Genomic DNA, 22,828 nt, shown 5'->3' with positions numbered 1-22,828 from the left:
TGAGAGGTTTCCATACACAGGGATACGTTCAGAGGCACAAACTAAAAGTTTATGCTACAATACGTTAACCCGGTGCGAAGTCGTAGATAGGTTCACGAATAATAACACTCAAGACGCTCCAGAATGCGCCAACACAGTACTCACCGAGAATGACTCCGAAAAAGAAGAAGACCATCGTTCGATAAGTGCCGGGTCCACCAAACCGGAGTGCCATCCATTTGAGAAAACTGCTGATAACGAGACAACTCCAAAAATAGCCGACTCCCCCGGTCATAGAGATAGGATAACCTGCGGGATGAAGGGGCCACCAGATGAACCGCATCCGCATCACCATGAGGAAGAAGGTGAGTCCCATTCCACCTGCCATGAAGGACATTGCGGGGATGTCGGGTTCGCGCGGGAAAGCGAATAGCCCGGCAAGCCAGCCGAATTGACCGATATGCCCCACTGACGGTCCAATGCCACCGCCCGCGCCTGTGACGGCACCCCCGAGACGATAGAGTTCACTGAGTGTCGCCCAAAATGATGCGAGGGATCCAAGAACAACAGCAATAACCATGGCAAGGACCAAGCGTTTCGTGTTCATATTCGCCCGTTCCGCCATTTTAAACGCTTCAAGCTGATGGGGCATAATGTGTTCGCGGTATCCACGTCCACTAAAAAACCAAAAGTAGGGAAAAACCGTCAGGTTATTGGGTCCGATGCGGCGTGTTCCGAGAATATTGACTAAAAACTGTTGTGCATTACACATCCCCGCCATCTCATGTGCGGGAGGACCGAGCTCCGCACGGACGCGCGTAATAGCAATCGAAATGGCAGAAAAGAAGGCAAAGAACGGGAGAATAATTGGGAGGGTCATTCCCGCTTTCAGACAGAACCAGATGATAAAGAGGCTTGAGATGATAATGAGCAGGAGTGCCGTCCGATAACGGATCGGCTCTTGTGAGTCGTCAATCCCGCCGGGCATACCGAAGATGGTTCGCACGACGTTCACAATGTGCCTCCGCGTTACGAGCATCGCGATAACAAAGATCGCCATCCAACCGCCAATGGATTGTTCACTCCCATACGGGAAAGGGGCTGGGATTGCGAGTGCGCTGCCGAAAACCCGCTGTGCTTTCTCAAACAGGTAGAAGAACCACATAGAAAACGAAAGATCCAGTGGCAAAAGGAACCCTAATCCGATTACAAACGGGTAGAGCGGCACGGGGATATTACCGACAGCGTTCCACGGTTTTTCAGTGAAGACTCTGCCCCAATTCCGGGCGTTATGACGCACACTGAAGTCGGGTAAGACGGGAAAAAAGTGAGCCAAACCGTGCCAGACATTTATTACTGCGGCGATGATAAACCCATACCATAGGATACGACTTCGGAAAAGCTGCGCGGCTCCACCTCTTTCTGTAATTGCCATCGGGAGTTGGATAATTGGATACGCCAATTTTTCATGTTCTGTCCACTGTTTGCGAATCAGCACATTTACACAAATCATGATGGTGCCGAGTGCGACAATAAGCGAGGTCCACCACAGAGTCGGCATTATCCATGCCCCACCGATTTTAGCATTATAGAAGGGCGTGTTGCCTTCGTAAAATCCCCGGATAAGCTCTCTGTCGGCGACAACGAGATGTTGTGGAATGTAAGTATGAAACATATCCGCCCAATCATTCTCAATGGTTGCGAACCAGAATGCGTGGGGGAGTGCGGGAATTGTCAGTGCTAGGGTATCATGCCCTGCCAAACCGGAGGCGATAGAGAGCATGGCGTAAATGGTAATCATCTCGCCCTGCGTTAGCGCGGATCGCGGGGCGACACGCTTCAGGAAAAGATTTATCAAGATTAGGAAAAAGATGTTGAGGACAACATTCCAGAAGAGCGAAATGGTCGTTGGATGCCCAGAATGCCAGACACACTCAACTTCAATGACCCAAAAGACGTTCGGGGGAATTAAGAAGATAGCGATGAGGATAGCGCGCCATGTAACACCGGACGCACGGCGTTGGTCCTGTTTATCTAAGTTTTCCATAGTTAAAAATGTGTAGGCGGTTCGAGTTCCTTCAACTCCCAGAGAATATGGCCAAATTCAAACGCGCCAGCGGCGTTTCCTCGGATAAGCTCGCCATCAATTCCCCACGCTAATTTGTAAGCAGCGAGAATTTGGGTGAGCGAATTTTCCACGTTACCGTGGCATAGCAAGGCAACAGTCCCGCCGCCACCGCCACCGGTAATCTTGGCACCGTAGATACCGCCCTGTTCTCCAATCTTCCGAGCGATGTTCACAAGTCCATCAACTTCACGGGAACCCAATCCTGCCAGATCACGGTAACTGGCATTGGATTCGTACATGAGATTCCCTGCTTCGCTGAGGTAGTCTTGGATACGATCGGAATCTGTATCCGCGTTTTTTATAGCAGCAATAAATTGCCTCACACGTGCGTTCTCGTAAATTGCGTGTTGGACTCGACTCCTAACCGCATACGATGTCTCTGGATTCACCTGTGTAGCGGTATCAACGGTTTCACCGTATTTGTCAAGAAACTCCGCGCCCTGCATCTGTTCAGGCAACAGGTGCTCACACTGCTCACGAAAATCCTGGACAGAAAGGTTGCATAGGTAGTTATCTGCTAACGCCTCGGATAGCTTTCGAGCGATGCTACCTTCCGCGGCCTCTGATGAAAACGCTGCTTTGAGGATAGTCAACCCCATAAAAGTCCCGGTGCGTGTGTCAACATAAGCAGTGCTGGTCGTGCTTCTGCGCACTCTTGTATAGATACCGACAAAACTCACGTTTAATGGACATGAAACGAATTCGAGAATTTTGTCCGGTTGACAAAGAATTGAGAGAATCTTTGTTGACGTGCCAGCGGCAGCCGTCACCTGATCCATAATCCCACAAGGCGCGCCAACAATTCTATTTTCAACGATTTGTGCGAGGCGCGCTATTTCCATGGCATCTAATTCTAAGCCATACAGCTGGTTGATCGCCATCAATGTAGCGACTTCAATAGCTGCGGAGGAGGCGACACCTCCACCGATCGGAATATCGCTTTTGATAACTATCGTGGCACCGTGCGGGAATTGCCCAATCCTACCCTCTTTGAGTAAGACATAAAATGCCCCGAGTATATATCCCGTCCATTCTGCTCCGGGTTCCTCACTGAAATGTTCCTGAATCTGTGAATACGTTTTGAGAGTCCCATTCGTATAGAAACTATCCAGCGAGAGATGAAAGTTAGGTTTGAATTGATCTCCTGCTCGGAGTGTGATAGCACAGAGGTTTCTATCTTCTCTGGCTTGGCAGGCGGCGATTGCTGTGCGGTTGAGCGTCATCTCAAAAACATTCGCGCCGCAGTAATCAGCGATACCTCCCATAATGTCAAGCCTTGCGGGGGCACAGGTGAGAACCACATGTCCACCCCTTTGCAAACCAAGCGAAAAGAAGAGTTCAGGGGAATCTTCCTGTAAAAGATACTCCAACTCAAGGACCTGAAAGGAAGTCCCTCTGGGACCGTGGAGTTGTTCAACTTTCATTTTTCTCGCCAACCACACTTCATTGTCGGAATGTCGTTGGCAACCCCTTTCTCGAACTCAGAACGGCAAACTATGGTGAATCAGAAAATACTTTGACACTTTTTTCCTACGACGGGCAATGAGGGGTTTTCCCCACTATAAACGTTTCCTCGTTAAGGGTAGATGCAAAGATAATTGTAAGTTTCACCCTAAATAACTCTATTTATCCAACCATGCTACACCTATCTCGTTAATTTATCAAGTCCTTTTTTGCAGCCTCTACGGATTAACGACTCTAACACTTTCCCCCTGTTTTAGAGAATGTTGTCCAGCAGTGACAACCGCTTCGCCTTCGATAAGCCCACTCAGGACTTCAGCTTCACCGGCACGCAAAAGACCTATCTCTACAACACGCCGCTGACTGACCCCATTCTCAATGACGAAGACGCTCTGCGTGGTGGCATTCACATCCTCAATCAGCGCAGCACGCGAGATGAGAATCGTATCAGGATGCACTTTGATCGGGACGGTCACCTTGGCAAACATTCCCGGTTTAAGAGTGCCGTCCAGATTGTCAATATCGACTTCAACCGTAGCCGTCCGACGCGCCGGTGTTAGCGTTGGACTAATAAAAGTAATACTACCGGACATCTGGGCATCTATACCATCAATCTCTATGGAGGCTTGTTGATTGAGTGCCAATTGGCTTAACTGGACTTCAATCACCTCAATAGTTGCTTTGACGGTATCAATATTAACGATGTCAAAAAGGGGTGTCGCAGGAAGTGCCATACCGCCTAAATCCAAGGAGCGTCTGGAGATCACACCGGAAATCGGGGCGCGAATCGTAGCGTCATTCAGACGTTTTTGAGCAAGCTTCAGCGCAACCTCGGCTTGCGTGCGTGCGGTTTTCGCTGATGTTATCTCGGCTTCCCAACTTTTCGCAGTCTTTAAAGCCTCCGCAGAGATGAGTCCAGCCCGGGCGGTTTCGACTTGGGAACGCGCAAGTTCAATGTCTTTCTCCCATGTCTTCGTGGCTGCCTGGGTCTCTGCGAGTCGTAAGGAGGCTTCTGCCTGCTCAACTTGTGCCGCCATGGCTTGAATATCCTCAGTCCGCGCACCGTTATCGATCAGTTGCAGTTGTTCAGAAGCGATTTTATGTTGAGCGACGGCAACGTCTAACTGTGTCTTCGCACTTTCAACGGATTGCTGACTAATTGCGCCATTTTCAAAGAGTTGCGTCATGCGTTCGTGAGTGCTTTTAGCGTTCTCAAGGTTCGCCTCGGCTCGACTCAATCCTGCCTCGGCTTGTCGCCGGTCTTCATCACGCGCACCGCTTTTGATTTTCTGAAGGTTCGCAACAAGAGATTCCAATGCGGCTTCTGCCTGCTCTATTTGCGTGACGGTTCGGATTTCAGAGAGGTCGACCACCTGTTGTAGCGCAATCTCTGCGGCGCGAAACTGCGCTTTCGCCTGCGCAATCTGCGAGTTTACACGCACTTCGGCGAGCTGCTTTGTTTGTTCATGAGCCGTTTCTGCGGCTTTCAGCGTGGCTTCGGCTTGCTGCACGGCGAGTTGCAGTTCCTCATGCTCTACCACCGCAAGAGATGTGCCTTTTTTTACACTGTCGCCCTCATCTACGTTTAGGGCAACAAGCCGCCCTGCGACTTTCGGAAAAACGCTGATTTGTGATTCGGCTTGAATAGTGCCGGACAATTCGAGTTCCGAACGAATCTCTCCACGTGCTGCTTTTGTAACTTCCACCGGCTTCAGGACTATAGCTTGTGCCTGTTGAATTTCAGGTTTTTCTGGTTTTAGAAACCGTGGTAGGCTAATTACCACGGCTATCGCGAATACTATGAGTATACCAATCAGTACTTTCTTCATTTTTAGACTCTGGTCCCCTGGGCATCGCTCTGTAGGGGCTGGGTTAGCCAGCCCCTAAGCGCTTTACGATGGTTTTCGGTGGATCCGGACGTAACTGGGGATCTGTAGCGTTAGGTGAAAAATCAGCAAGATGCCCTTGATTTACATTCCGACACCGTTAAGAGTTTTGTGTTTATTGTAGTTTTTGTCCTATCGCTTTTTCGAGTCTCGCTAAACCGACAATGTAATCGTGATGCGCCTGCAGGCGGTTAACTTCTGCCTGGGTCAAAGCAAGCTGCGTATCCGTCAGGGCGACTGTGGTAATAATACCGTTCTGAAATTGCAGATTCGCAATGCGAACACTCTCCTGCGCTTGCGCAACAGACTCACGCTGAACATCAATAATCGTTGACGCCCCACGAAGATTCAGATACGCAGTCCGCACTTCAAACTCAACACCAACTTTCATTTGCGTTCCACCTAACTCAACCTGTTTTAGAGCACTCTCGGTTTGTTGCACCGCTGCGCGCGCCGCAAAGCCGTCAAAAATTGGAATATTGATTTGAAAGCCGAGACTCCAAATCCTATTCATTTCGGTAAGTCTTTCATTCTGTGAAATTTGATAGTTCGTGAAGAATCCGAGATCCGGACGACTTCGGGTTTTCGCAACGGCAATCTGTTTACGGACAGCATCCTCAGCAAATTGTGTCCGATGCACTTCGGGACGATTTTCAAGCGCATCTCGGATGAGTGTCTCAAGGTTTAACGCTGGTATTTTATGGCTTTCTGGGATTTCAAGGCTGCCTTTCACCGATACATTCCCAGAGAGAGGTATATTAAGGACGGTTTTATAGGCATTTTTAGCCGTTTGAACACCGTTCTGGGCGCGGATGAGTTGTGATTTGGCATTTGCGAGTTGGACCTTGGCACGCAGGACATCGAAATTGGTCGCAGCACCCACATTCAGCGAGGCCTCTGCGATTGTAAGTTGCTCTTCAACCAGAGAAACACTTTGTTGGGCGACCCTTACAAACTCCTGGGCGACCAATGCGCCATAGAATGCCTCAGAGACATCTAAGCGGAGTTGATTAGAAGCGGCATCAACGTCGCGTTGGACTGCCTGATAGTTGAGCTTTGCGGCTTGATACCCGTAATAATAGCGTCCCCATGCGAAGATGGGTTGCGTCAAACTGACAGTGCCTTGAGCGTTGTGATGGGCACCGAACTCCAACTCAATCAAGTCGGATTCGCTGTCGGCACTGGGAGGTTCTGGACCGTCCATTTCCCTACCCGGCATCGGGAATCCAAACCCACCCTCGGCTTGAATTACGGATTTTTGTATATCTTTAAAATAGGTGTAATTCCCACTAACTGTGATTCTTGGCAAGAGTCCTGCGCGTGCGGCGCGAACTTCTGCTTCGGCAGCCTTAAGATTTTGCTCAGCAGTCTGAAGGGTCAGATTGCTCTGTTTGGCAAGCTCAATACTTTTTTCTAATGTCAAAACCTGTGGTTCTTGCGCTACAACGGAGAGATTTATTAGAAGGAAGAGAAAGGTTCCAACACACACGAAGTGGCAGAACCGTAATGTATTCATCGCGGTTGCATCCTCCAACGAACATTTACGAAAACACATCTCTGTAGGGCTGGGTAACCCAGCCCCTACGATTAATAAAAGTGGGTGGGCAACGGGAACCCACCCACATGTTACACAAACAGCCTTTAATAACGGACAATCGTTGTCGAATCGCCAACTGCCCAGACCTGACCACTTGGTGTTTGGACGAGATCCCACAGATGGCTTGCCGTCGGTGATTCCTGCATCAACCAAGTGACACCGCCGTCAGTTGTGTGAAGAATTGTTCCACCGTCCCCGGCTGCCCATCCCTCATTGGCATCCCGGAATAGAATCGCATTCAAGTTAGCATCCGTTGGGACTGTCTGATCGACCCATGTTGCGCCACCGTCCGTGGTTGCCATGATTGCCCCTTGTTCGCCGGCGATCCAAGCGGTTTGTTCGTTGACGGCATAGACATCGTTCAATTTCGGTCCTTGCAAGATAGATGCCCAAGTGAGTCCACCATCCATCGTCTTTGCGATGGTTCCGGCATCCCCGACGATCCAACCGATACTTTCATTTATGAAGTGGACGCCATAGAGGTTGTTAAAGCCTGCGCCTGTCATCATGGGGTCCATATCTTGACCGATCCATGTTTGCCCGGCATCGGGAGTGTGCATAACCCTTCCGGTTTCCCCGACTGCCCACGCGTGTGTTGAGGCACCAAAACTCAGCCCGTAAGATCCCATAGCACTCCGCCAACTCATTATGCCTTCAAACTGGATACGCTGAGCAGTGCCGTGGCCTTCATCGCCTGGATCACTAACGCCATGCCACGTTTTCCCGCCATCAAGTGTTTCAACTAAAGCGGCGTTGCTACCGACGATATACCCCTTGTTCTCATCCACAAATCCGACTCCGAAGAGTTCAAAGACATCCCCACTACTTTGAGGTTTCCATGTTTCGCCACCATCGTTGGTGTGCAAAACGCTCCCCGACAAGCCGACCGCCCAACCGAGTTTATCGTCGTGGAAATAGGCTGCACGCAGTTCGCTCGTGCTGGAAACGACATCCCAAGTGTCTCCACCATCGGTTGTATGCAGGATCGTCGCATCTTTGCCCACTATCCATGCTTCGGTTGGACTCAGCATGTGGATACCTTCAAGGCGAGCAGCAACGGGTCGCGGCTCAAGCGGTTCCCAGGTGATACCACCATCCGTTGTCCGAAGAATTACGCCGAATTCGGCGGCAGCAATACCGACGTTTTTATCAGCGAAATGGACATCCCAAACGGGTTCAGGCATCCCGTTAGAATGCGGGACTTTACTCTCTTGCACGACCCACTCGGCACCGTCAACTGTTGCGACGACAGCACCTCCGGCACCGACTGCCCAACCTGCTTTGTCACTCAACATGGAAATAGCATCGAGCGTGTTGACTGTGGCACTGGTCTGGAATTCCCAAGTCTGCCCCCCATCTTTGGTGTGGAGAAGAGTACCACCGCCGCCGGCTGCCCAACCGACTGTCGTGCTTACAAAGTCGATACCCTCGATGGTATTATTCGTGCCGATTTCCTGCTTCGCCCACGTTGTGCCCCCATTTTTCGTACTAATGATGAGTCCCCCATCTCCACTTGCCCATCCATGTTTGGCATCAGCGAAGGAGACCGCCAAGAGCGCGGTGCGGGTGCCTGTATTCTTTTTCATCCACGTTGTGCCACCATCCGTGGTTTTCAAGACTGTGCCATTGTCTCCAACAACCCAACCGGTTTGTGGGTCGATAAATCGGACTTTCTTCAGCATGATGTCAAATGGCAGGGGTTGACTGGGTTGTCTGTTCCACGTCATACCCCCATCGGTAGTATGGAGAATTGTTGAATTGCTACCAACGATCCAGCCATGCTGTGCGTCTACAAAAAAGACATCCGAAAATCCCGCCTGCCACTCGGATTCGCTTACTTTCACCCATGATCGTTGCGCAAATGCGAACTGCAGGGTGCAAAGCAAGAGCAGGACTACCAACATAGAAAATATTTGCTTTCTCGATTTCATCAGATTTCATAGCGTCGGAACCCACGCCCTTTCGGTGTGGAGTGAACGCCAACCTCCTTACTTCTCAAGATGGGCTTGTAAACAACGCCCTTCGTTTTAGGTAATACCTTATACCATTTCTAAAAGATTATATTGCATTGACAGATCGCTTCAAAGACCCCACCAGACTGCACAGGCTAACAGCCTATGCTACAAAGAGTTCGTTTATTGAAGCATTTTCAATCAGAAATGGTATTATACTATTCAAGAGCCGTGAACTAAAGCCTACACGCTTTATTCTATGTCTATTATAATATCACGACACAGTAATTCATGTCAATTGAAAAGTATCGGGGATTCAGAGTCATTCAGTTTTCGGAATTTGGGTTGATTTTTGGAGAACATCGCGAGCACAGCTCGCTCCTACAGAAGAGCGTTCAGGAATCGGAGTTCGCTTCTACAGGAGAATTGAATGGCTCTGGTAGAATGAAGGCCTTGACATCAATTCGCTTCTATGCCATAATAAACGAATAAGTTCGAGCTTAATTCCAACCGTGAACAGCGATCAGGAGTCGCTCCTGTCGTTTAGACTTTACCTTCAGAAAGGAACCTTTCGGCGTAGTTTGCAAGCCGAAAATTTGCCACCAAAATTATGAAACCCGTAAAAGTAGGTGTAATTGGGTGCGGTGTGATCGGAAGCAGACACCTCAGTATCGCATCAGAGGCACCCCATATCGAGTTAGTTGCTGCAGCGGACCTCATCGAAACCAACAGAACACATGCAGTTGAACGTTTTAACCCACCCAAAATGTATAGCAATGACGTTGACTTGCTCGACGACGATGAAATTGAAGCGGTTGTTCTTGCATTTCCGACGCAATATCGGACCGCCGTAGCCCTGCGCGCTTATGAAAGAGGGAAGCACGTCCTGATTGAGAAACCGATCGCGATGAACGCCGCTGAGGTTGAACAACTCATCGCTGCACGGGGTGACTTAATCTCAGGGTGCTGTTCCTCACGAAAGCGTTTCACTGCATCCGCTCGGCTTGCGACGCAACTTATCACAAGCGGCGGCCTGGGAGAACTTCGGACCGTCTACTGTCGCGCTATTATCGGAGCAGGAAAAAAGCCTGACACACCCCGTCCTGCCTGGCGGTTGATTAAGGCACTCAACGGTGGCGGTATCCTTGTTAACTGGGGATGCTACGATCTCGATTACCTACTCGGTCTTACAGGGTGGCAGCTCAAACCCCAAACTGTATTTGCGCAAACATGGACGGTGCCGCAGGTGTTCACATCGCATATCGCTCCCGGTTCCGATGCTGAAACGCACTATACCGCAATTATCCGTTGTGAAGACGACATCGTGCTGAGCGTGGAGCGTGGTGAATTTATGACGATGCATTCGCACGCAGATTGGGAAATTATCGGCACAGAAGGCTCCCTTAAACTGAATATGCAGGATGAAAAACCGGATAGTGTCATCCACAATCGAACGACAACAGAAGGGGGTGTGGTGTCTACATCCCTCGTAGAAACAGATGAAACACCTGAAACAGAACACAGTACACCCTTGTCTGATTTCGCTGCTGCTATCCGAGAGAACCGGCAGCCCTCAACGAGTTTGGAAAAAGCCCTTGTTGTTCAGCAAATTACTGACGCAATTTACGCTTCCGCAGCAACAGGAAATGCTGTGGAGATAGGAGGATAACATGAAATTTTGTGGATTCACAATATTGTGGAGCATCTGTGTCAGTCTCATCGCTATCTCATTTGGTTATGCCGAAATTAACATCAACGACTTTGCGGGTATCTGGCTCTTTGATGAAGGTAAAGGAGCCGTTACTAAAGATTTCACCGAGAACGGAAACGATGGGGAATTTGACGGACCTAAATGGATAAATGGGAAGTTCGGTAAAGCATTGGAATTTGATGGTAGCCCGAAATATGTCGTTATTGAGCATAACGACCTCTTCAACTTTGAAGATGACGATTTTACTGTCGGATGTTGGATGAACTCGGAAAATAAAGATGCATACGTCGTCATCAAGCGGAACGGTGGTGCCGGATTCTGGGCGATGAGTTCAAGTATCGATAGAGATACCGGTTTCTTCATCTTTGAAGGTGGCGGAAACCACATCGACGATGGTAAAACCGACATTGTCGGAAACGGTTGGCATCACACCGTGGCTGTTCGCAAAAAAGGGGTTATCTCTTTGTATGTGAACGGCAAAAAGGAGACAGAACGGAACGTTGGGGCGAACATGGATAATCCGGCTATTCTGAAGTTCGGCGGCTGGGGCAGCGAAAATCTCATTGGTGGATTGGATGAGGTTTTTATTACCAAAAAAGGCGTGGCGTTAGAAGAGGAGGACATTCAACTCCTTGCGGAGGAAGGCTGGGAGACTGCGTTGGCTGTCTCTGCAAAAGGTAAGTTAGCGACGACTTGGGCGAATCTGAAAGCCCGATAGATGGCAATCCCTTTTTAACAATAAAGATAGGAATAGCGCAAAAGTCTGTGAATTGCGTTGTCGATGAACACCTTGAGAATGTGGCGGGAACAATTTCCCGCCCTTCTTTATTTATACGAAAAATTTCTCGGCAACTTCAGTTCTGAAATTCTTGCCCATAACTCGGTAGCCCTCGGCATCTGGATGTAGGGCATCAGGGAGCAGATGTTCGTAATCTGCTCCAAACACACGCAATCCATCAACGTAATAGATATTCCGATCGCCCTGTGATTGCAGAGCCTCAGCAGCGGCTTGCACTTCTTCACGCATCCCCTTGAGATGAAACCCTACGGTGTTTGGCGTCTCCTCCCTCGGCGGGGAATAGATAGGGGACATCAGCACGAGTGGGATATCTGGATGTTTTTCACGGACAATCTGGACTGCCCCGATAATTGCGGGACGAAACGTCCGCGGTCCCAAACTGGATGCGCCTTGGATGTTAATACCGAGACACATTGAGATATAATCGGCAGGCATATCTCGGATCATCCGTGCCACCATGGCATCAAGATGACACTGTCCACCGTAACCGAGACAGGTTAAATTTAGTCCATGCTGACGTGCGACAATCGCGGGCCATGTCTGAGTCGCCGATGCCGCTGTCCGGCATTGCGTGATAGAACTCCCATACGTCACCCATCGGGGTCGAGCATCGGCAAAGGGACGCAGCGTTGCCCCATCATCTATCCCCAAGTTGCGGAGTTGAAACTGTCCGAATTGCGGCAGCCACAATTCAATCAATTTTTCCTCACCGGACAACCCCTCAAAAGCGAAGTTATCTTTTTCGGTCAAGTCAAGCGAGGCGACGACTTCACCATCACAGCAGAGATCGAGTATCCCGCTTTCATTCTGTGGCACGATATTGCCTGAAACCCGCGTCGTATTGCTCCGAAAACTGACACGAACGCCTGCAGGCATTGCCGAGCGTTCCAATAACGGCTCTGGAAATAGGACATGCATCGGGTGCGGCGTGCGCCACGGCATCACCCAATTTTCGGTTTTTTGTAGAGAGACAGCTCCCTGCCAAGTTAACTGCGGCGTATCCGGCTTCAATTGCATCGTGTTCCCCTTTGCGATAAACAGTTACATAGTATCAACCAAGGCACGCAGTTGCCGCACGCCCTTCAACATATCTTCCGGTTGTCCCCAATGTTCAATGCTTGCTGCACCAGTGAATCCGTCAGCGATGAGCGTCTCCAACACCTGTTCATAGCGCAATCCTGTGTCGCCAATCGGATCAAGGTTTTTCTCACTGTTCGGTTTCACATGGAGATGCCGCACCAATCCTTTAATATGGGCGTACCCATCCGGCAAGGGATTCTCTCCGCAGTGCAGTCCGTTGTTGACATCCCAGCACGAGGTGAGGGCGGGACTATTTCCGAGGGCATTGATGACGGCACGCGTCTCTTCGCAAGTTCCGGCGAGACACGCACTTTCGTTCTCAAAACAGAGCGTAACGTCCGCGCTCTCTGCAACCGGAACAACGCGCGAAAGTTTCTCGACGATACGTTCCATATAGTCGTTAATATCCGGGCGCGGCGCGCCTTTGGTCCCACGATTGGGATTCCAAAATGTAAATCCTCGAATGACTTGGGTATCAAATGCGTGTGCCAACGTCACCATCCGATCAAAGTGTTGTCGATGCTGTTCGTACTCCTGTGGATCGTCAATCGAGCATTTACCGAAGGGCGACCCGACACTCGCAACACGGACATTATAATTGCTGAGTACATCCTGAACACGTTTGACATCGTCCTCGTCAATCTCGGTCACGTGTTTTCCCCAAACACCGCCTCGGATTTCGACGGTATTTGCACCGGCTTCGACACCGAGTTTAATGGCTTCCTCAAAATCGGTTTTAGAGACTTCATCAGCAAAATAGCAAACATCAATCATTTCAAAAAACGCCTCCTAAAATTTCTTTAGTTGTGCAAGTATGGGTTCAGTCCCGATGCGTTTACCACTCTTCGCATCAAGATATTTCCACGCGATGTTCCCATCTTGATTAACAATATAGACCGCTGGACGTGCTACCTCGATTTCAGTCGGGTCAACGACATTATAAGCCTCTATTGTCTTCGTTTTTTCATCCGAAAGCAATAGATAGGTGATTTGAAGCGTCTGCTGCGTTGAATTAACAGTCGTTATCGGATCGGCACTGATAGCGATGAGCTCGGCCCCTTCGGCTTGAATGTCTTCATAACCCTTCTGCAACTCACCGAGTTGCGTTCGACAATCGCCTCATGTCCCCGTGCGGTAGAAAAGAATAACCAGTTTCTGTCCGCGATATTCCGAAAGACTATGGAATTCGCCATCACCATCTGGCAGTGAGAATTCGGGGGCAAGTGCTCCGAGATCTAATCCTTCACCCATAGGGAGTTTTTCAGCGGCATCTTCCGGTGCTGTTGTAATGTGGGTCGTTCGTTCTGCATCGCCACAAGCAAAGGATAAAAAAATAATGACAGCACACAGCACTGAGAAAGGCACTAAATCGGATAGGTAGCCGACAATATTCGGTTTCTTTGATGCCATTATGTTAGTCGTCCTTAGCAGGTGGGAACGGTTTCGGTTGTTCAAAGGGTTCATTTTCCGCCGGGACAATTTCCGGCGGGAATTGGGTGCAGACTCCACCGTTCTTCATCACCCATCGGTAATTATGCCAAGAGCGTTTGCGCGCCTTGGCGATTTCTGGATTTGTATAGACCCCTGCGACAGCAATACGGCTCTTTTCGCTCTTGTTCGGCGGACTATAGTGCCACATACTACTGTGCCAAATGACGGCATCTCCGGTATCCAATTCAATATGATGTATACCGCGCTTTTCGATCATCTCCTGAACGGTTTCGCGTGGGAGTTCACCGTGTATGCTATCGGGATACAAGACGTGTTCGACGATCTCGGTTTTGTGGCTACCGGGGATAAACTGCATGCATCCATTTTCCCGAGTTGCGGGCTCAAGGGGTATCCAGAAGTTGAAAGGCTTCGTTTCACCGTCGCGCCAGAGTCCGTTGTCTTGGTGCCACGGCGTTGCGGCACCGGTCCGCGCGGGTTTGAGGAAGCAACTATTATACTTCATGATGATATCGTCACCGAGAAAATAGCGTGCGATGTTGAGCACTGCCGAACCGGCGTGGATGTTGTGCCATATCAGCGGAGATTCGATACAGAAGTTAGCGAGTTTCCGAAAGCGTGCGATACGTCCTTGCGGTGAGTCCTCCATCGGATCCATCGGATCGTAATCGGCGAACTCGCCGGCGTTGGGTAGCATAAGAACGTTACGAATGACACCGCGGAGTTGTGCTGCCAAGTCTTCCGAGATAACATTACGAAGGATAAAGTAGCCTTCGTTCTCATATTGCGTTTTTTGGTCAGCGTTTGGTTGCCATCGTGTCATTGCAATATTTTTCTCCAGTTGTAAGGGACGGATGTGTTCGAGATGCCCGCCTATAATTTGCCATTTCATATACGATAACACTTGCAGGCACGTCTGTCAACGATTTCAGCGATCCTTGAGCCGTCCCCAAGTGGTTGTCAACAGACCGTTTGGAGAGACAGGCAGGACGGCTTCCACACCCTTCATCAACTCGGTAATCTCAGCTTCCGTGATACCGCGGTTAAAGAAGACGACCTCGTCCAATCTGCCGATAAACTTTTCACCGCCAAAGGTGCCGAACAACAGTTCACCTGCCTGGTCTACATCACCGCCCTGTTTAACGGCAGATTCAAGCGTGCCATTTACATAAAGCTTCATTTCACTGCCGTCGTAGAGCCCAACAATGTGATACCATTTTTCGGGTTCAACGACGGTTTTTCCCCAAACACCCCCAGTAAACCCACCGCCCGACCAAATGCCGAAGACATAACCACCTGGTACCCTTTCACCTCCGGACTGAACTTCCAATAGATAGGAACCGTTCCTCCGGATAGCGGTATCCGAGACCCCTTTATTCATATAGACCCACGTTGCGATCGTCATCTGGTTCTTGAAATTGAGACTATCAGAGGCTTCAACGGTTACAACCTGCGGTGGTTCAAATTCTAACGCGTCACCAAATTTACCCTCTGCCCACTTCGCACCGGTAATTGCGCCGTCGTTCCCGTTGCCTGATGTATCCGCTGCGACACCACCTTTGCCTTCGTCAAAAAGCCAGATACCGACTGCATCGTCCAACAACTCTGCTGAAAGCGGATTTACTCCTACACACAAGATCCCAATGATAACAAGCCAATATATTTGTTTCATTTTTTTTCCCCTGATACACGAGTTTAACAGAAAGGGAAAAATGTGTCAAGGATCTACATACACCTGCCGCTTGAATAATTTTGGAAAATATGGTAGAGTGTAACAGCAAGTATTACACTGTGAATTGAATGATGCTAACGCAAGAAATGGTAGCCGATGCCCCTTTGGACCCCGGCGTTTATTTTTTTCGCGGGGCTTCCGGGAAAATCCTCTATATCGGCAAGGCGAAATGTCTACGGAAGCGTGTCCGTTCCTATCTCCATAAGGTCAAAAAACGTCCAAACAAAATTAAACGGCTTATCCGATGGACGACAGACGTTCGATATCAGATTTGTCGTTCGGAGCAGGAAGCACTCTTCTTAGAATCGCGACTCATCCAAGAATATCAACCCTCCTATAATACGGCTATGAAATTCGGACGTGCCTCTTGGTATATTCGGATAGATGTCGGCGAGGCATTTCCGCGCCTTGAAAGAGTGTCCGAGACCCAACCGGATGGTGCGCGATATTTCGGTCCGTTGTCGAGTCGGCGATGGACAGATGAAGCGATTGACGTTTTACAGCGGATCTTTCCGGTTCGGACATGCGAAGGTGAAATTACACCGATACTGGGATTTCGTGCCTGTTTTCAGTACGATCTGAAACGGTGCGACGCCCCTTGTGCGGCACTCATTACGCGCGAACGCTACGGAGAAATGATTACAGACATCGTTGATTTGCTGGATGGGGAGTATGAAAAAGTGCAAACACGTCTGGTTGCAAAACGGGATAGCGCATCGGAGACTCTCCACTTTGAGCGGGCTGCTGCGTTTCAGAAGCAATTACAACGGATTCAGAAGGTCTTTACGTTTTTAGACGTCCACCGGAGGTAACCCAATGGCGAAAGGAAAAACCCAAAAAATGGGTTATCGTCGACGATAAATATTGGGGCATTTGGTGTGCAATTTGGACAGATTTGTATTAATTTGAAAAAAATCTTGTCTAAAAAATTAATATGTGTTAGAATAACACTTAAGTAATTCAAGGAGGTTAACCATGCATATCGTAAGATTATCGCTTATTTGTCTTATTGCTTTCGTATTCATGGTAGGCTGTGGTCTGATTAGCAAGGAAGCAGAGATGCCTGAAACCACTACAGCTGCTATGGAAAGCACTGAAATGGAATCCGACGACATGAAGACGGATGGCGACATGATGGAAGCCGCCGTTGAAGAAGTTACACTGAACGTTACAGGGATGACGTGAGGCGCGTGTACCAGTAAGGTGCAGGATGCACTCAGTAAAGTCACCGGTGTTTCTGAAGTCGTAAGCGTTTCTTCAACGGATAACACGGCTGTTGTGAAGGTTGAGAAAGGTAAAGTGCAGGCTGCCGATCTCACTTCTGCAGTTCAAGGCGCCGGCTTCAGTGCCGAAGTCGCTCAATAAGGCTAAATCGGAGGAGGGTGGGGTTCCCCACCCTTTCTCTATATAAGCAGGTTGCAAACCCTATTTCTCTTGCAGCCTTAATTGGATAAAGTTTCAACCATCAGCATTGAAGTTGAAGAGGCGCGATCGAGAGATCGTCCCTACACATAAGGGGATTAAACGTATGCGTCAGTTAAATGTGAGTATGCTATTTGTCTGTTTCGCAGCACTGTTATTTGTGGTTGCGTGTGCAGACACAGCAAAGAAAGAAGCAGAAGAGGCACCAACCCAAACAGCAGCACCAGCCATTGAAGAAGTAACGCTGGCTGTGACCGGTATGACATGAGGCGCGTGTACCAGCAAAGTGCAGGATGCACTCACAAAACTTACCGGTGTGACTGAGGTCGTCAGTGTTTCTATGGAAGAAAATAAAGCTGTGGTGAAAATTGAGAAGGACAAGGTTGAGAAAGACGCGCTCGTGAAAGCGGTTACAGATGTAGGTTTCAGCGCGCAAGTTGCTAACTAAACTTTAGTTGACACACCCTTTACCTCGTCAGCAAAAAGTAAATTATACAGGACTTACGCGAAACCAGAGAATTCGATCAATAATAATGCAATCTGTGCGGTTGGGAAACCGCACCTACCGAGGAAGTGCGTAAGTCCTATTATATTCCAATGCGAGGTGTAAAAACCTCGCATTTTCTATTTTGTCCAGAAATTATCCGATGTCTCAACTACTGTCCCTTGTTAGCATAAAGCGGATCATCAAGCAGGGACTGCACCTCGTAGATGGAGCCTTTCAATTCTGCGTAGGGTTCCGGCATACGCACAGGTGCAGCGACCATACGTGGCTGATTCGTCGGCTCGCCACGGATAATCGTGTCATTGAAAGTCTCCCAATCCGGAATGCCCTTCAGGGGCCACGCATCTACAGCACAGTATTGGGCAAGCATCAAGCGACGCGGTTTGTCTGAAGTATTCGGGGCAGAGCCGTGCAGTGCCCGAACGTGATGGATCGTGATGCCACCCGCCTTCAACTCAACAGGTTCAGCACCTTCCGGTGTGAAATCGGGGTCAGTAACCGCACCAATAAAGGCACCGTCCTGGTGATGGTCTAACGTCGGTCCCTTGTGGGAGCCGGGAAGTATCATCAATGCGCCGTTCTCTACAGTCATATCGTCAATCACGACCCCGACTGCGAGCAGATCGTCGTTGGTGTGTGGGTAGAACGCCCAATCCTGATGCCATTCAACCGGACTTCCAAACTCCGGATACTTCATGTTCAATTTATGTCCATTATACCGCACCCCCGGTCCGATGAGTTGCTCTACGATATCCAAAATCTTGGGGTGCCGTAAGGCGTAATCGTAAACGACGTGGTGTACCCCCGGATTTTTGATACGCCGCACACGCGGGTTCGCCTGTGTATGTCCGGGTTCCAGGTCGAAGATGTCGGTATGTTCGGTAACCTCTCTCGATTTTTCGACGAATTCATCGGTGACGCGTTGGAGATCCGCGACCTCTTCTGCTGTTAACACTGCTTCAACACCCAGGTAACCCTTCTCGTCGTAAAAATCACGCTGTTCATGTGTGAGCATTTTTCCGTTCCTCCTAAGGAAGTAATGCTGTTATTATACATCAAAACGTTTTTTAATTATACCTTGCGGTTCAGTCAGGTGAATTGAACCAACGACGATCCTCTGTGTAGATCTAGGGGAAACGCCCAAGCAAAAACCCCTCCATTTCATTACGGGCTGCTGCTACCTATCATTTGCCCGTAAAATCAGTAATTAACAATTTCTTATAAATGTCCTCCACCATTTGGACATGCCTTTCAACACTGAACGCTTCTTCAGCGTATTTTCTTGCCCGCTGTCCCATACGTCCGCTTCGATCTGAATCTTTAGCCAGCTCGATAATCTTGTCCGCAATTTCCTCTATGGGATCTAATGGCACAATGTATCCCGTTTCACCATGAACAATCATTTCAGTCGTGCTGCCAACTGGGGTGCCAATGACAGGTTTGCCTACCGCCATCGCCTCCGCGATGACACTTCCCGCTGAAAGGGTGACGAGTAGATCGAGTTCCTGCATCGCCTTGGGCATATCGGTGCGGTGCCCTGTGAAGTGAACGAACGCCTGTATCCCATATTTGGCTACCAACTGGCGGACTTCATGCTCGTAGGTGCGGTGTTCTGCGGTATCCAGTGCGGCGCCGACGACGTGAAATCTAATCTCCTTGCAGTGTGCAACAACCCGAGCGGCGATCTCAACAAACGTTTTCTGACGTTTGAAGGGTTCAATCCTACCGACAATACCAACGACATATTTCGCCGAGTGAATGGGTTCAGAAGCCGGTTGAAAAGCCGATAAATTGACACAATTATGGACGACATCAATCTTTTTGGCATCAATCCCTGCTTGAATCAGCGGGACACTACTCTGCTCGGAGATAGCGATGATACTGTCCATCCGGTCGAATCTGTATTTTCGGACCTGTGTAGACGTAAGGAGATTCCGGACGTGCGAAACGACAGGGATTTTCAACTGTTTTCTAACCGACCATAGATACGGATTAAACCACGAATCCGAGGTATGGACTAAGTGTGCGCCGTGTGTCTCGGCAAGACGCACCAATTTTTTTGCGGCTCCGTATCTCGCTATTAACGATTTCACCTTACGCCACGGAGGTAGATCAAGAATCACTGTGGGCACATTGGCACGCCTCAAGTGTTCCACAAAAACACCGTCATCAGGACAAACAACGAGCGGACGATAGCGCGTTCGATCGATATTCTCAGCGAGATACGCGAGTTGCTTCTCACCGCCCCCGATGCTTGAACCGCAATGGCTGAGGTAAAGTATCGGAATCATCTTTCCAAGGATTCACCCGTCAAAACAGATGACATGCGTGCCTCCATAAACCTTAGACAGGGAAATCGAGATGCTGATCCCGGAAAACTTGGCTCACCGATCGGTGTTGATGGACTCTCAATATGGCTTGAGAGAGGAGTGGTGCGATAGAAAGCACCTTAACTTTCCCATCGAGTTGCTTTTCAGCAGGAACGGGGATCGTATTGGTGGTGACGACTTCGCGAATCGCTGGATGACTGAGCCGTTCCAATGCCGGACCGACCAATATAGGGTGTGCGATACACACATAAGCGGGTTCTGCCCCCGCCTCTGCCAAGGCGATGGCTTGTTGGCGAATCGTCCCGCCTGTTTGTATTTCATCGTCGGTAATAATTGGGGTTTTGCCTTCAACGTCTCCAACAAGCTCGACGAACTTAACGCCCTGTCCATCAACGCCGGTTCGCCGCTTGTGCATGATGGCTAACGGAAGTCCAAGAATATCTGCGTATTTTTCTGCTAATTTAGCGCGCCCTGCATCAGGGGCAACAATGACACCATTTTCAACCTGCTTCTCGCGAAAGTAATTCGTCAAGGTCGTTAAAGCGGTTAAGTGATCCATAGGAATATCAAAGAAGCCTTGTATCTGCGGCACGTGCAGATCAATCGCCATGACGCGACTGGCACCAGCAGTCGTCAAGAGATTCGCGACGAGTTTCGCACTGATCGGTTCGCGCCCGGTCGTTTTGTGATCTTGGCGTGAGTATCCAAAGTATGGAATAATGGCGGTAATCTGCCGGGCTGATGCGCGTTTCATGGCGTCAATCGTGATGAGCAGTTCCATCAGATTTTCGTTGGCAGGTTGACTCGTTGGCTGCACGACATAAATATCCGTGCCTCGGATACTTTCCTCAATCTGAACGCGAGTCTCCAGGTTGGGAAACGGTTCAATTGTAATTTTTCCGAGTTCAACACCCAAAATCGCAGCGATATCTTTCGCCAACGCCGGGTTCGCGCTGCCGGCGAATAGCCTGAAATCTTCGTTCACTTGCTGGTCAATCAGTGGGGACATGCCAAAATCTCCTTTTTTTAATTTATCGTCCTCTGGACTGCGCTCCAAATGTAAAGCAAAGATACATTATGCCATCTAAGAGATAATTTCATTACGCGACCGAACCGCAAGGAAAATTAGAAAAGTGATTCACCTGTCATCTCAGCGGGCTGATCTAAACCGAGAAGATGGAGCGTTGTGGGTGCAATGTCGGCAAGCCGTCCGCCCTCACGGAGTTGCTGTCCTTTGCGTTGATTATCAACAACGATGAGGTCTACATCGTATGTAGTATGTGCAGTATGAATACCACCGGTCTCTGGATCAACCATCTGCTCACAGTTCCCATGGTCGGCGGTGACAATGAGCGCACCATCCTTTTTAAGCACGGCATCAACGATTTTTCCGACCCCGACATCAACTGCCTCAACTGCTTTGATAGCGGCTGAGAGCGAACCGGTATGCCCCACCATGTCGCCGTTGGCGTAGTTGAGGATCATCAAATCGTATGTATCAGAATCGATGCGACGCAACATCTCTTCTGTCACACCCGGTGCGGACATCTCCGGTTTCTGATCGTAGGTCGTTACGTCACGTGGCGAGGCGATAATCTGCCGATCTTCGCCTTTGTAGGGTTCATCTCGGTAGTCGTTGAAAAAGAAGGTAACGTGTGGAAATTTCTCAGTTTCCGCGCATCGGAACTGCGTGAGTCCCATCTCGCTAACATAAGCACCCAGCGTATTCGGCATCTTGGGTGGTTTTTTGACAGCCGCTTCAACAGGCATCCCGCGTTCGTACTCGGTCATTGTGACAAATTTAACGTCAGGTTTGCAATTCCGTTTAAATCCCATCTGTCGCGTGATACCGTCTTTCCCTTCTGCTTGAAACGGGAATTCATCAAGACAAAAGGCTTTCGTGAGTTCTCTGGGTCGATCCCCACGAAAGTTATAGAAAATGACAGCATCTCCATTAGTGATACGCGGAAGTGGTTTACCATCGCTCCCAAGGACTACGGACGGACGGACGAATTCATCGCCTCTACGATTGGTGTCATCAGGGTTGTCATAATAGTCCCGATAGGCATCTGCAGCGGCAGCAACACGGTTGTCAGTTCCCTCGGTTAGGAGACGATATGCTACCTCAACCCGTTCCCACCGGTCATCCCGATCCATTGCGTAATAACGCCCGACAACGGAAGCTATCTGTCCAATGCCTATCTCCTTCAATTTCGCTTCAATCTGCTCACAGAATTGGATACCGAGGTCTGGTTGGCAGTCGCGTCCATCGCTGAAATTGTGAATTAAAACCTGGTCAGCTTCGAGTCCGTTCGCCTTGGCGAGTGTGAGGAGACCATAGAGATGTTCAAGTGAGCTGTGAACACCAGCGTCGCTTGCCAACCCCATGAGATGGAGATGTGTTCCGTGCTTTTTGGCATGAGCGATTGCGTCCAAAAGCACTTTATTCTGAGCAAACTCGCCGGAACGGATCATAGTGCTGATACGGAGGAGTTCTTGATTCACGATGCGTCCTGCCCCGATGTTCTGATGTCCGACTTCACTGTTGCCAATGACACCCGGGGGTAAACCGACATCTTCGCCGGAGGTATGGATTTGGACGTTCGGATAGTTCTGTCGCAGCCAGTCATCTACGGGTGTTTTTGCGAGATGAACGGCGTTCACGTGCTGAAATTCGGGATACGGATTATTGCCCCAGCCGTCTCGAATGATGAGAACGACGGGGCGTTTCTGCTGGGATGTCATGTAGATTCCTTCTTAAGTGCCGATGTATGTGAAATTCTGTCTTAAGCATGCT

At 49.5% G+C, this 22,828-nt stretch carries 20 protein-coding genes; 5 read left to right on the top strand and 15 right to left on the bottom strand.

The window, feature by feature from the left end; translation table 11 throughout:
* Window positions 1-64: 64 nt before the first annotated feature.
* The 5 genes from F4X88_01390 to F4X88_01370 form a co-directional block, all read right to left on the bottom strand.
* Complete coding sequence (locus F4X88_01390; protein MYA54924.1) at window positions 65-2,026, bottom strand: hypothetical protein; 1,962 nt, start codon at window positions 2,024-2,026, stop codon at window positions 65-67.
* Window positions 2,027-2,028: 2 nt separating this feature from the next.
* Window positions 2,029-3,531 carry a hypothetical protein gene (locus F4X88_01385; protein MYA54923.1) on the bottom strand — a complete coding sequence of 501 codons (1,503 nt, stop codon included), beginning with the start codon at window positions 3,529-3,531 and terminating at the stop codon, window positions 2,029-2,031.
* Between the two features lie 258 nt (window positions 3,532-3,789).
* The gene (locus tag F4X88_01380; protein ID MYA54922.1) at window positions 3,790-5,397 is read right to left on the bottom strand and encodes an efflux RND transporter periplasmic adaptor subunit; all 1,608 of its coding nucleotides are present in this window, start codon (window positions 5,395-5,397) and stop codon (window positions 3,790-3,792) included.
* Between the two features lie 172 nt (window positions 5,398-5,569).
* Window positions 5,570-7,009 carry a TolC family protein gene (locus tag F4X88_01375; GenBank protein MYA54921.1) on the bottom strand — a complete coding sequence of 480 codons (1,440 nt, stop codon included), beginning with the start codon at window positions 7,007-7,009 and terminating at the stop codon, window positions 5,570-5,572.
* A gap of 86 nt (window positions 7,010-7,095) precedes the next feature.
* On the bottom strand, window positions 7,096-8,982 hold the full coding sequence (locus tag F4X88_01370) for a hypothetical protein (GenBank protein ID MYA54920.1): 1,887 nt from the start codon (window positions 8,980-8,982) through the stop codon (window positions 7,096-7,098).
* Between the two features lie 631 nt (window positions 8,983-9,613).
* Between F4X88_01370 and F4X88_01365 the strand changes: the two genes are divergently transcribed.
* Complete coding sequence (locus F4X88_01365; GenBank protein ID MYA54919.1) at window positions 9,614-10,672, top strand: Gfo/Idh/MocA family oxidoreductase; 1,059 nt, start codon at window positions 9,614-9,616, stop codon at window positions 10,670-10,672.
* Between the two features lies 1 nt (window position 10,673).
* On the top strand, window positions 10,674-11,432 hold the full coding sequence (locus F4X88_01360) for a LamG domain-containing protein (GenBank protein ID MYA54918.1): 759 nt from the start codon (window positions 10,674-10,676) through the stop codon (window positions 11,430-11,432).
* A 111-nt stretch (window positions 11,433-11,543) separates the two neighbouring features.
* Here the strand turns inward: F4X88_01360 and F4X88_01355 are convergent, their stop codons facing one another.
* The 6 genes from F4X88_01355 to F4X88_01330 all read right to left on the bottom strand — a co-directional run bounded on the left by F4X88_01355 (window position 11,544) and on the right by F4X88_01330 (window position 15,714).
* A complete protein-coding gene (locus F4X88_01355; GenBank protein ID MYA54917.1) occupies window positions 11,544-12,530 on the bottom strand; it encodes a GDSL family lipase in 987 nt (328 codons plus the stop codon).
* A 24-nt stretch (window positions 12,531-12,554) separates the two neighbouring features.
* The gene (locus F4X88_01350) at window positions 12,555-13,367 is read right to left on the bottom strand and encodes a sugar phosphate isomerase/epimerase (GenBank protein ID MYA54916.1); all 813 of its coding nucleotides are present in this window, start codon (window positions 13,365-13,367) and stop codon (window positions 12,555-12,557) included.
* 15 nt (window positions 13,368-13,382) lie between these two features.
* Complete coding sequence (locus F4X88_01345; GenBank protein MYA54915.1) at window positions 13,383-13,685, bottom strand: peroxiredoxin family protein; 303 nt, start codon at window positions 13,683-13,685, stop codon at window positions 13,383-13,385.
* A gap of 27 nt (window positions 13,686-13,712) precedes the next feature.
* Window positions 13,713-13,844 carry a redoxin domain-containing protein gene (locus F4X88_01340; protein MYA54914.1) on the bottom strand — a complete coding sequence of 44 codons (132 nt, stop codon included), beginning with the start codon at window positions 13,842-13,844 and terminating at the stop codon, window positions 13,713-13,715.
* 163 nt (window positions 13,845-14,007) lie between these two features.
* Entirely contained in the window at window positions 14,008-14,934 is a 927-nt protein-coding gene (locus tag F4X88_01335; protein ID MYA54913.1) for a phytanoyl-CoA dioxygenase family protein, read from the bottom strand.
* A 36-nt stretch (window positions 14,935-14,970) separates the two neighbouring features.
* On the bottom strand, window positions 14,971-15,714 hold the full coding sequence (locus F4X88_01330) for a LamG domain-containing protein (protein MYA54912.1): 744 nt from the start codon (window positions 15,712-15,714) through the stop codon (window positions 14,971-14,973).
* A 128-nt stretch (window positions 15,715-15,842) separates the two neighbouring features.
* Between F4X88_01330 and F4X88_01325 the strand changes: the two genes are divergently transcribed.
* From F4X88_01325 to F4X88_01315, 3 genes are all read left to right on the top strand, one after another.
* Window positions 15,843-16,586: a hypothetical protein gene (locus F4X88_01325; protein MYA54911.1), complete on the top strand. Its 744-nt coding sequence runs from the start codon at window positions 15,843-15,845 to the stop codon at window positions 16,584-16,586.
* A 163-nt stretch (window positions 16,587-16,749) separates the two neighbouring features.
* Window positions 16,750-16,959 (top strand): hypothetical protein, encoded by a 210-nt coding sequence (locus F4X88_01320; protein MYA54910.1) that lies wholly within the window; start codon window positions 16,750-16,752, stop codon window positions 16,957-16,959.
* A 523-nt stretch (window positions 16,960-17,482) separates the two neighbouring features.
* Window positions 17,483-17,644 carry a hypothetical protein gene (locus F4X88_01315; GenBank protein MYA54909.1) on the top strand — a complete coding sequence of 54 codons (162 nt, stop codon included), beginning with the start codon at window positions 17,483-17,485 and terminating at the stop codon, window positions 17,642-17,644.
* A 208-nt stretch (window positions 17,645-17,852) separates the two neighbouring features.
* Here the strand turns inward: F4X88_01315 and F4X88_01310 are convergent, their stop codons facing one another.
* From F4X88_01310 to F4X88_01295, 4 genes are all read right to left on the bottom strand, one after another.
* Window positions 17,853-18,716: a phytanoyl-CoA dioxygenase family protein gene (locus F4X88_01310; GenBank protein ID MYA54908.1), complete on the bottom strand. Its 864-nt coding sequence runs from the start codon at window positions 18,714-18,716 to the stop codon at window positions 17,853-17,855.
* A gap of 169 nt (window positions 18,717-18,885) precedes the next feature.
* On the bottom strand, window positions 18,886-19,992 hold the full coding sequence (locus tag F4X88_01305; GenBank protein MYA54907.1) for a glycosyltransferase family 4 protein: 1,107 nt from the start codon (window positions 19,990-19,992) through the stop codon (window positions 18,886-18,888).
* 52 nt (window positions 19,993-20,044) lie between these two features.
* Window positions 20,045-21,040, bottom strand: coding sequence for a ribose-phosphate pyrophosphokinase (locus F4X88_01300; protein ID MYA54906.1), 996 nt, complete (start codon window positions 21,038-21,040; stop codon window positions 20,045-20,047).
* A gap of 116 nt (window positions 21,041-21,156) precedes the next feature.
* Window positions 21,157-22,776, bottom strand: coding sequence for a 2,3-bisphosphoglycerate-independent phosphoglycerate mutase (locus F4X88_01295; GenBank protein ID MYA54905.1), 1,620 nt, complete (start codon window positions 22,774-22,776; stop codon window positions 21,157-21,159).
* Window positions 22,777-22,828: the final 52 nt, after the last annotated feature.

It is taken from the genome of Candidatus Poribacteria bacterium, assembly GCA_009839745.1.
Lineage (GTDB): Bacteria > Poribacteria > WGA-4E > WGA-4E > WGA-3G > WGA-3G.
The sequence above is the reverse complement of the archived record's forward strand: the minus strand, read 5'-3'. Positions and strand labels throughout refer to the sequence as shown.

Coding starts and splice junctions, on each gene's coding strand:
- F4X88_01365 (MYA54919.1), top strand. CDS start 9,614: ATGAAACCCGTAAAAGTAGGTGTAATTGGGTGCGGTGTGATCGGAAGC.
- F4X88_01320 (MYA54910.1), top strand. CDS start 16,750: ATGCATATCGTAAGATTATCGCTTATTTGTCTTATTGCTTTCGTATTC.
- F4X88_01305 (MYA54907.1), bottom strand. CDS start 19,992: ATGATTCCGATACTTTACCTCAGCCATTGCGGTTCAAGCATCGGGGGC.
- F4X88_01340 (MYA54914.1), bottom strand. CDS start 13,844: ATGGGTGAAGGATTAGATCTCGGAGCACTTGCCCCCGAATTCTCACTG.
- F4X88_01390 (MYA54924.1), bottom strand. CDS start 2,026: ATGGAAAACTTAGATAAACAGGACCAACGCCGTGCGTCCGGTGTTACA.
- F4X88_01385 (MYA54923.1), bottom strand. CDS start 3,531: ATGAAAGTTGAACAACTCCACGGTCCCAGAGGGACTTCCTTTCAGGTC.
- F4X88_01360 (MYA54918.1), top strand. CDS start 10,674: ATGAAATTTTGTGGATTCACAATATTGTGGAGCATCTGTGTCAGTCTC.
- F4X88_01355 (MYA54917.1), bottom strand. CDS start 12,530: ATGCAATTGAAGCCGGATACGCCGCAGTTAACTTGGCAGGGAGCTGTC.
- F4X88_01350 (MYA54916.1), bottom strand. CDS start 13,367: ATGATTGATGTTTGCTATTTTGCTGATGAAGTCTCTAAAACCGATTTT.
- F4X88_01300 (MYA54906.1), bottom strand. CDS start 21,040: ATGTCCCCACTGATTGACCAGCAAGTGAACGAAGATTTCAGGCTATTC.
- F4X88_01310 (MYA54908.1), bottom strand. CDS start 18,716: ATGCTCACACATGAACAGCGTGATTTTTACGACGAGAAGGGTTACCTG.
- F4X88_01330 (MYA54912.1), bottom strand. CDS start 15,714: ATGAAACAAATATATTGGCTTGTTATCATTGGGATCTTGTGTGTAGGA.
- F4X88_01380 (MYA54922.1), bottom strand. CDS start 5,397: ATGAAGAAAGTACTGATTGGTATACTCATAGTATTCGCGATAGCCGTG.
- F4X88_01370 (MYA54920.1), bottom strand. CDS start 8,982: ATGAAATCGAGAAAGCAAATATTTTCTATGTTGGTAGTCCTGCTCTTG.
- F4X88_01295 (MYA54905.1), bottom strand. CDS start 22,776: ATGACATCCCAGCAGAAACGCCCCGTCGTTCTCATCATTCGAGACGGC.
- F4X88_01375 (MYA54921.1), bottom strand. CDS start 7,009: ATGTGTTTTCGTAAATGTTCGTTGGAGGATGCAACCGCGATGAATACA.
- F4X88_01325 (MYA54911.1), top strand. CDS start 15,843: ATGATGCTAACGCAAGAAATGGTAGCCGATGCCCCTTTGGACCCCGGC.
- F4X88_01335 (MYA54913.1), bottom strand. CDS start 14,934: ATGAAATGGCAAATTATAGGCGGGCATCTCGAACACATCCGTCCCTTA.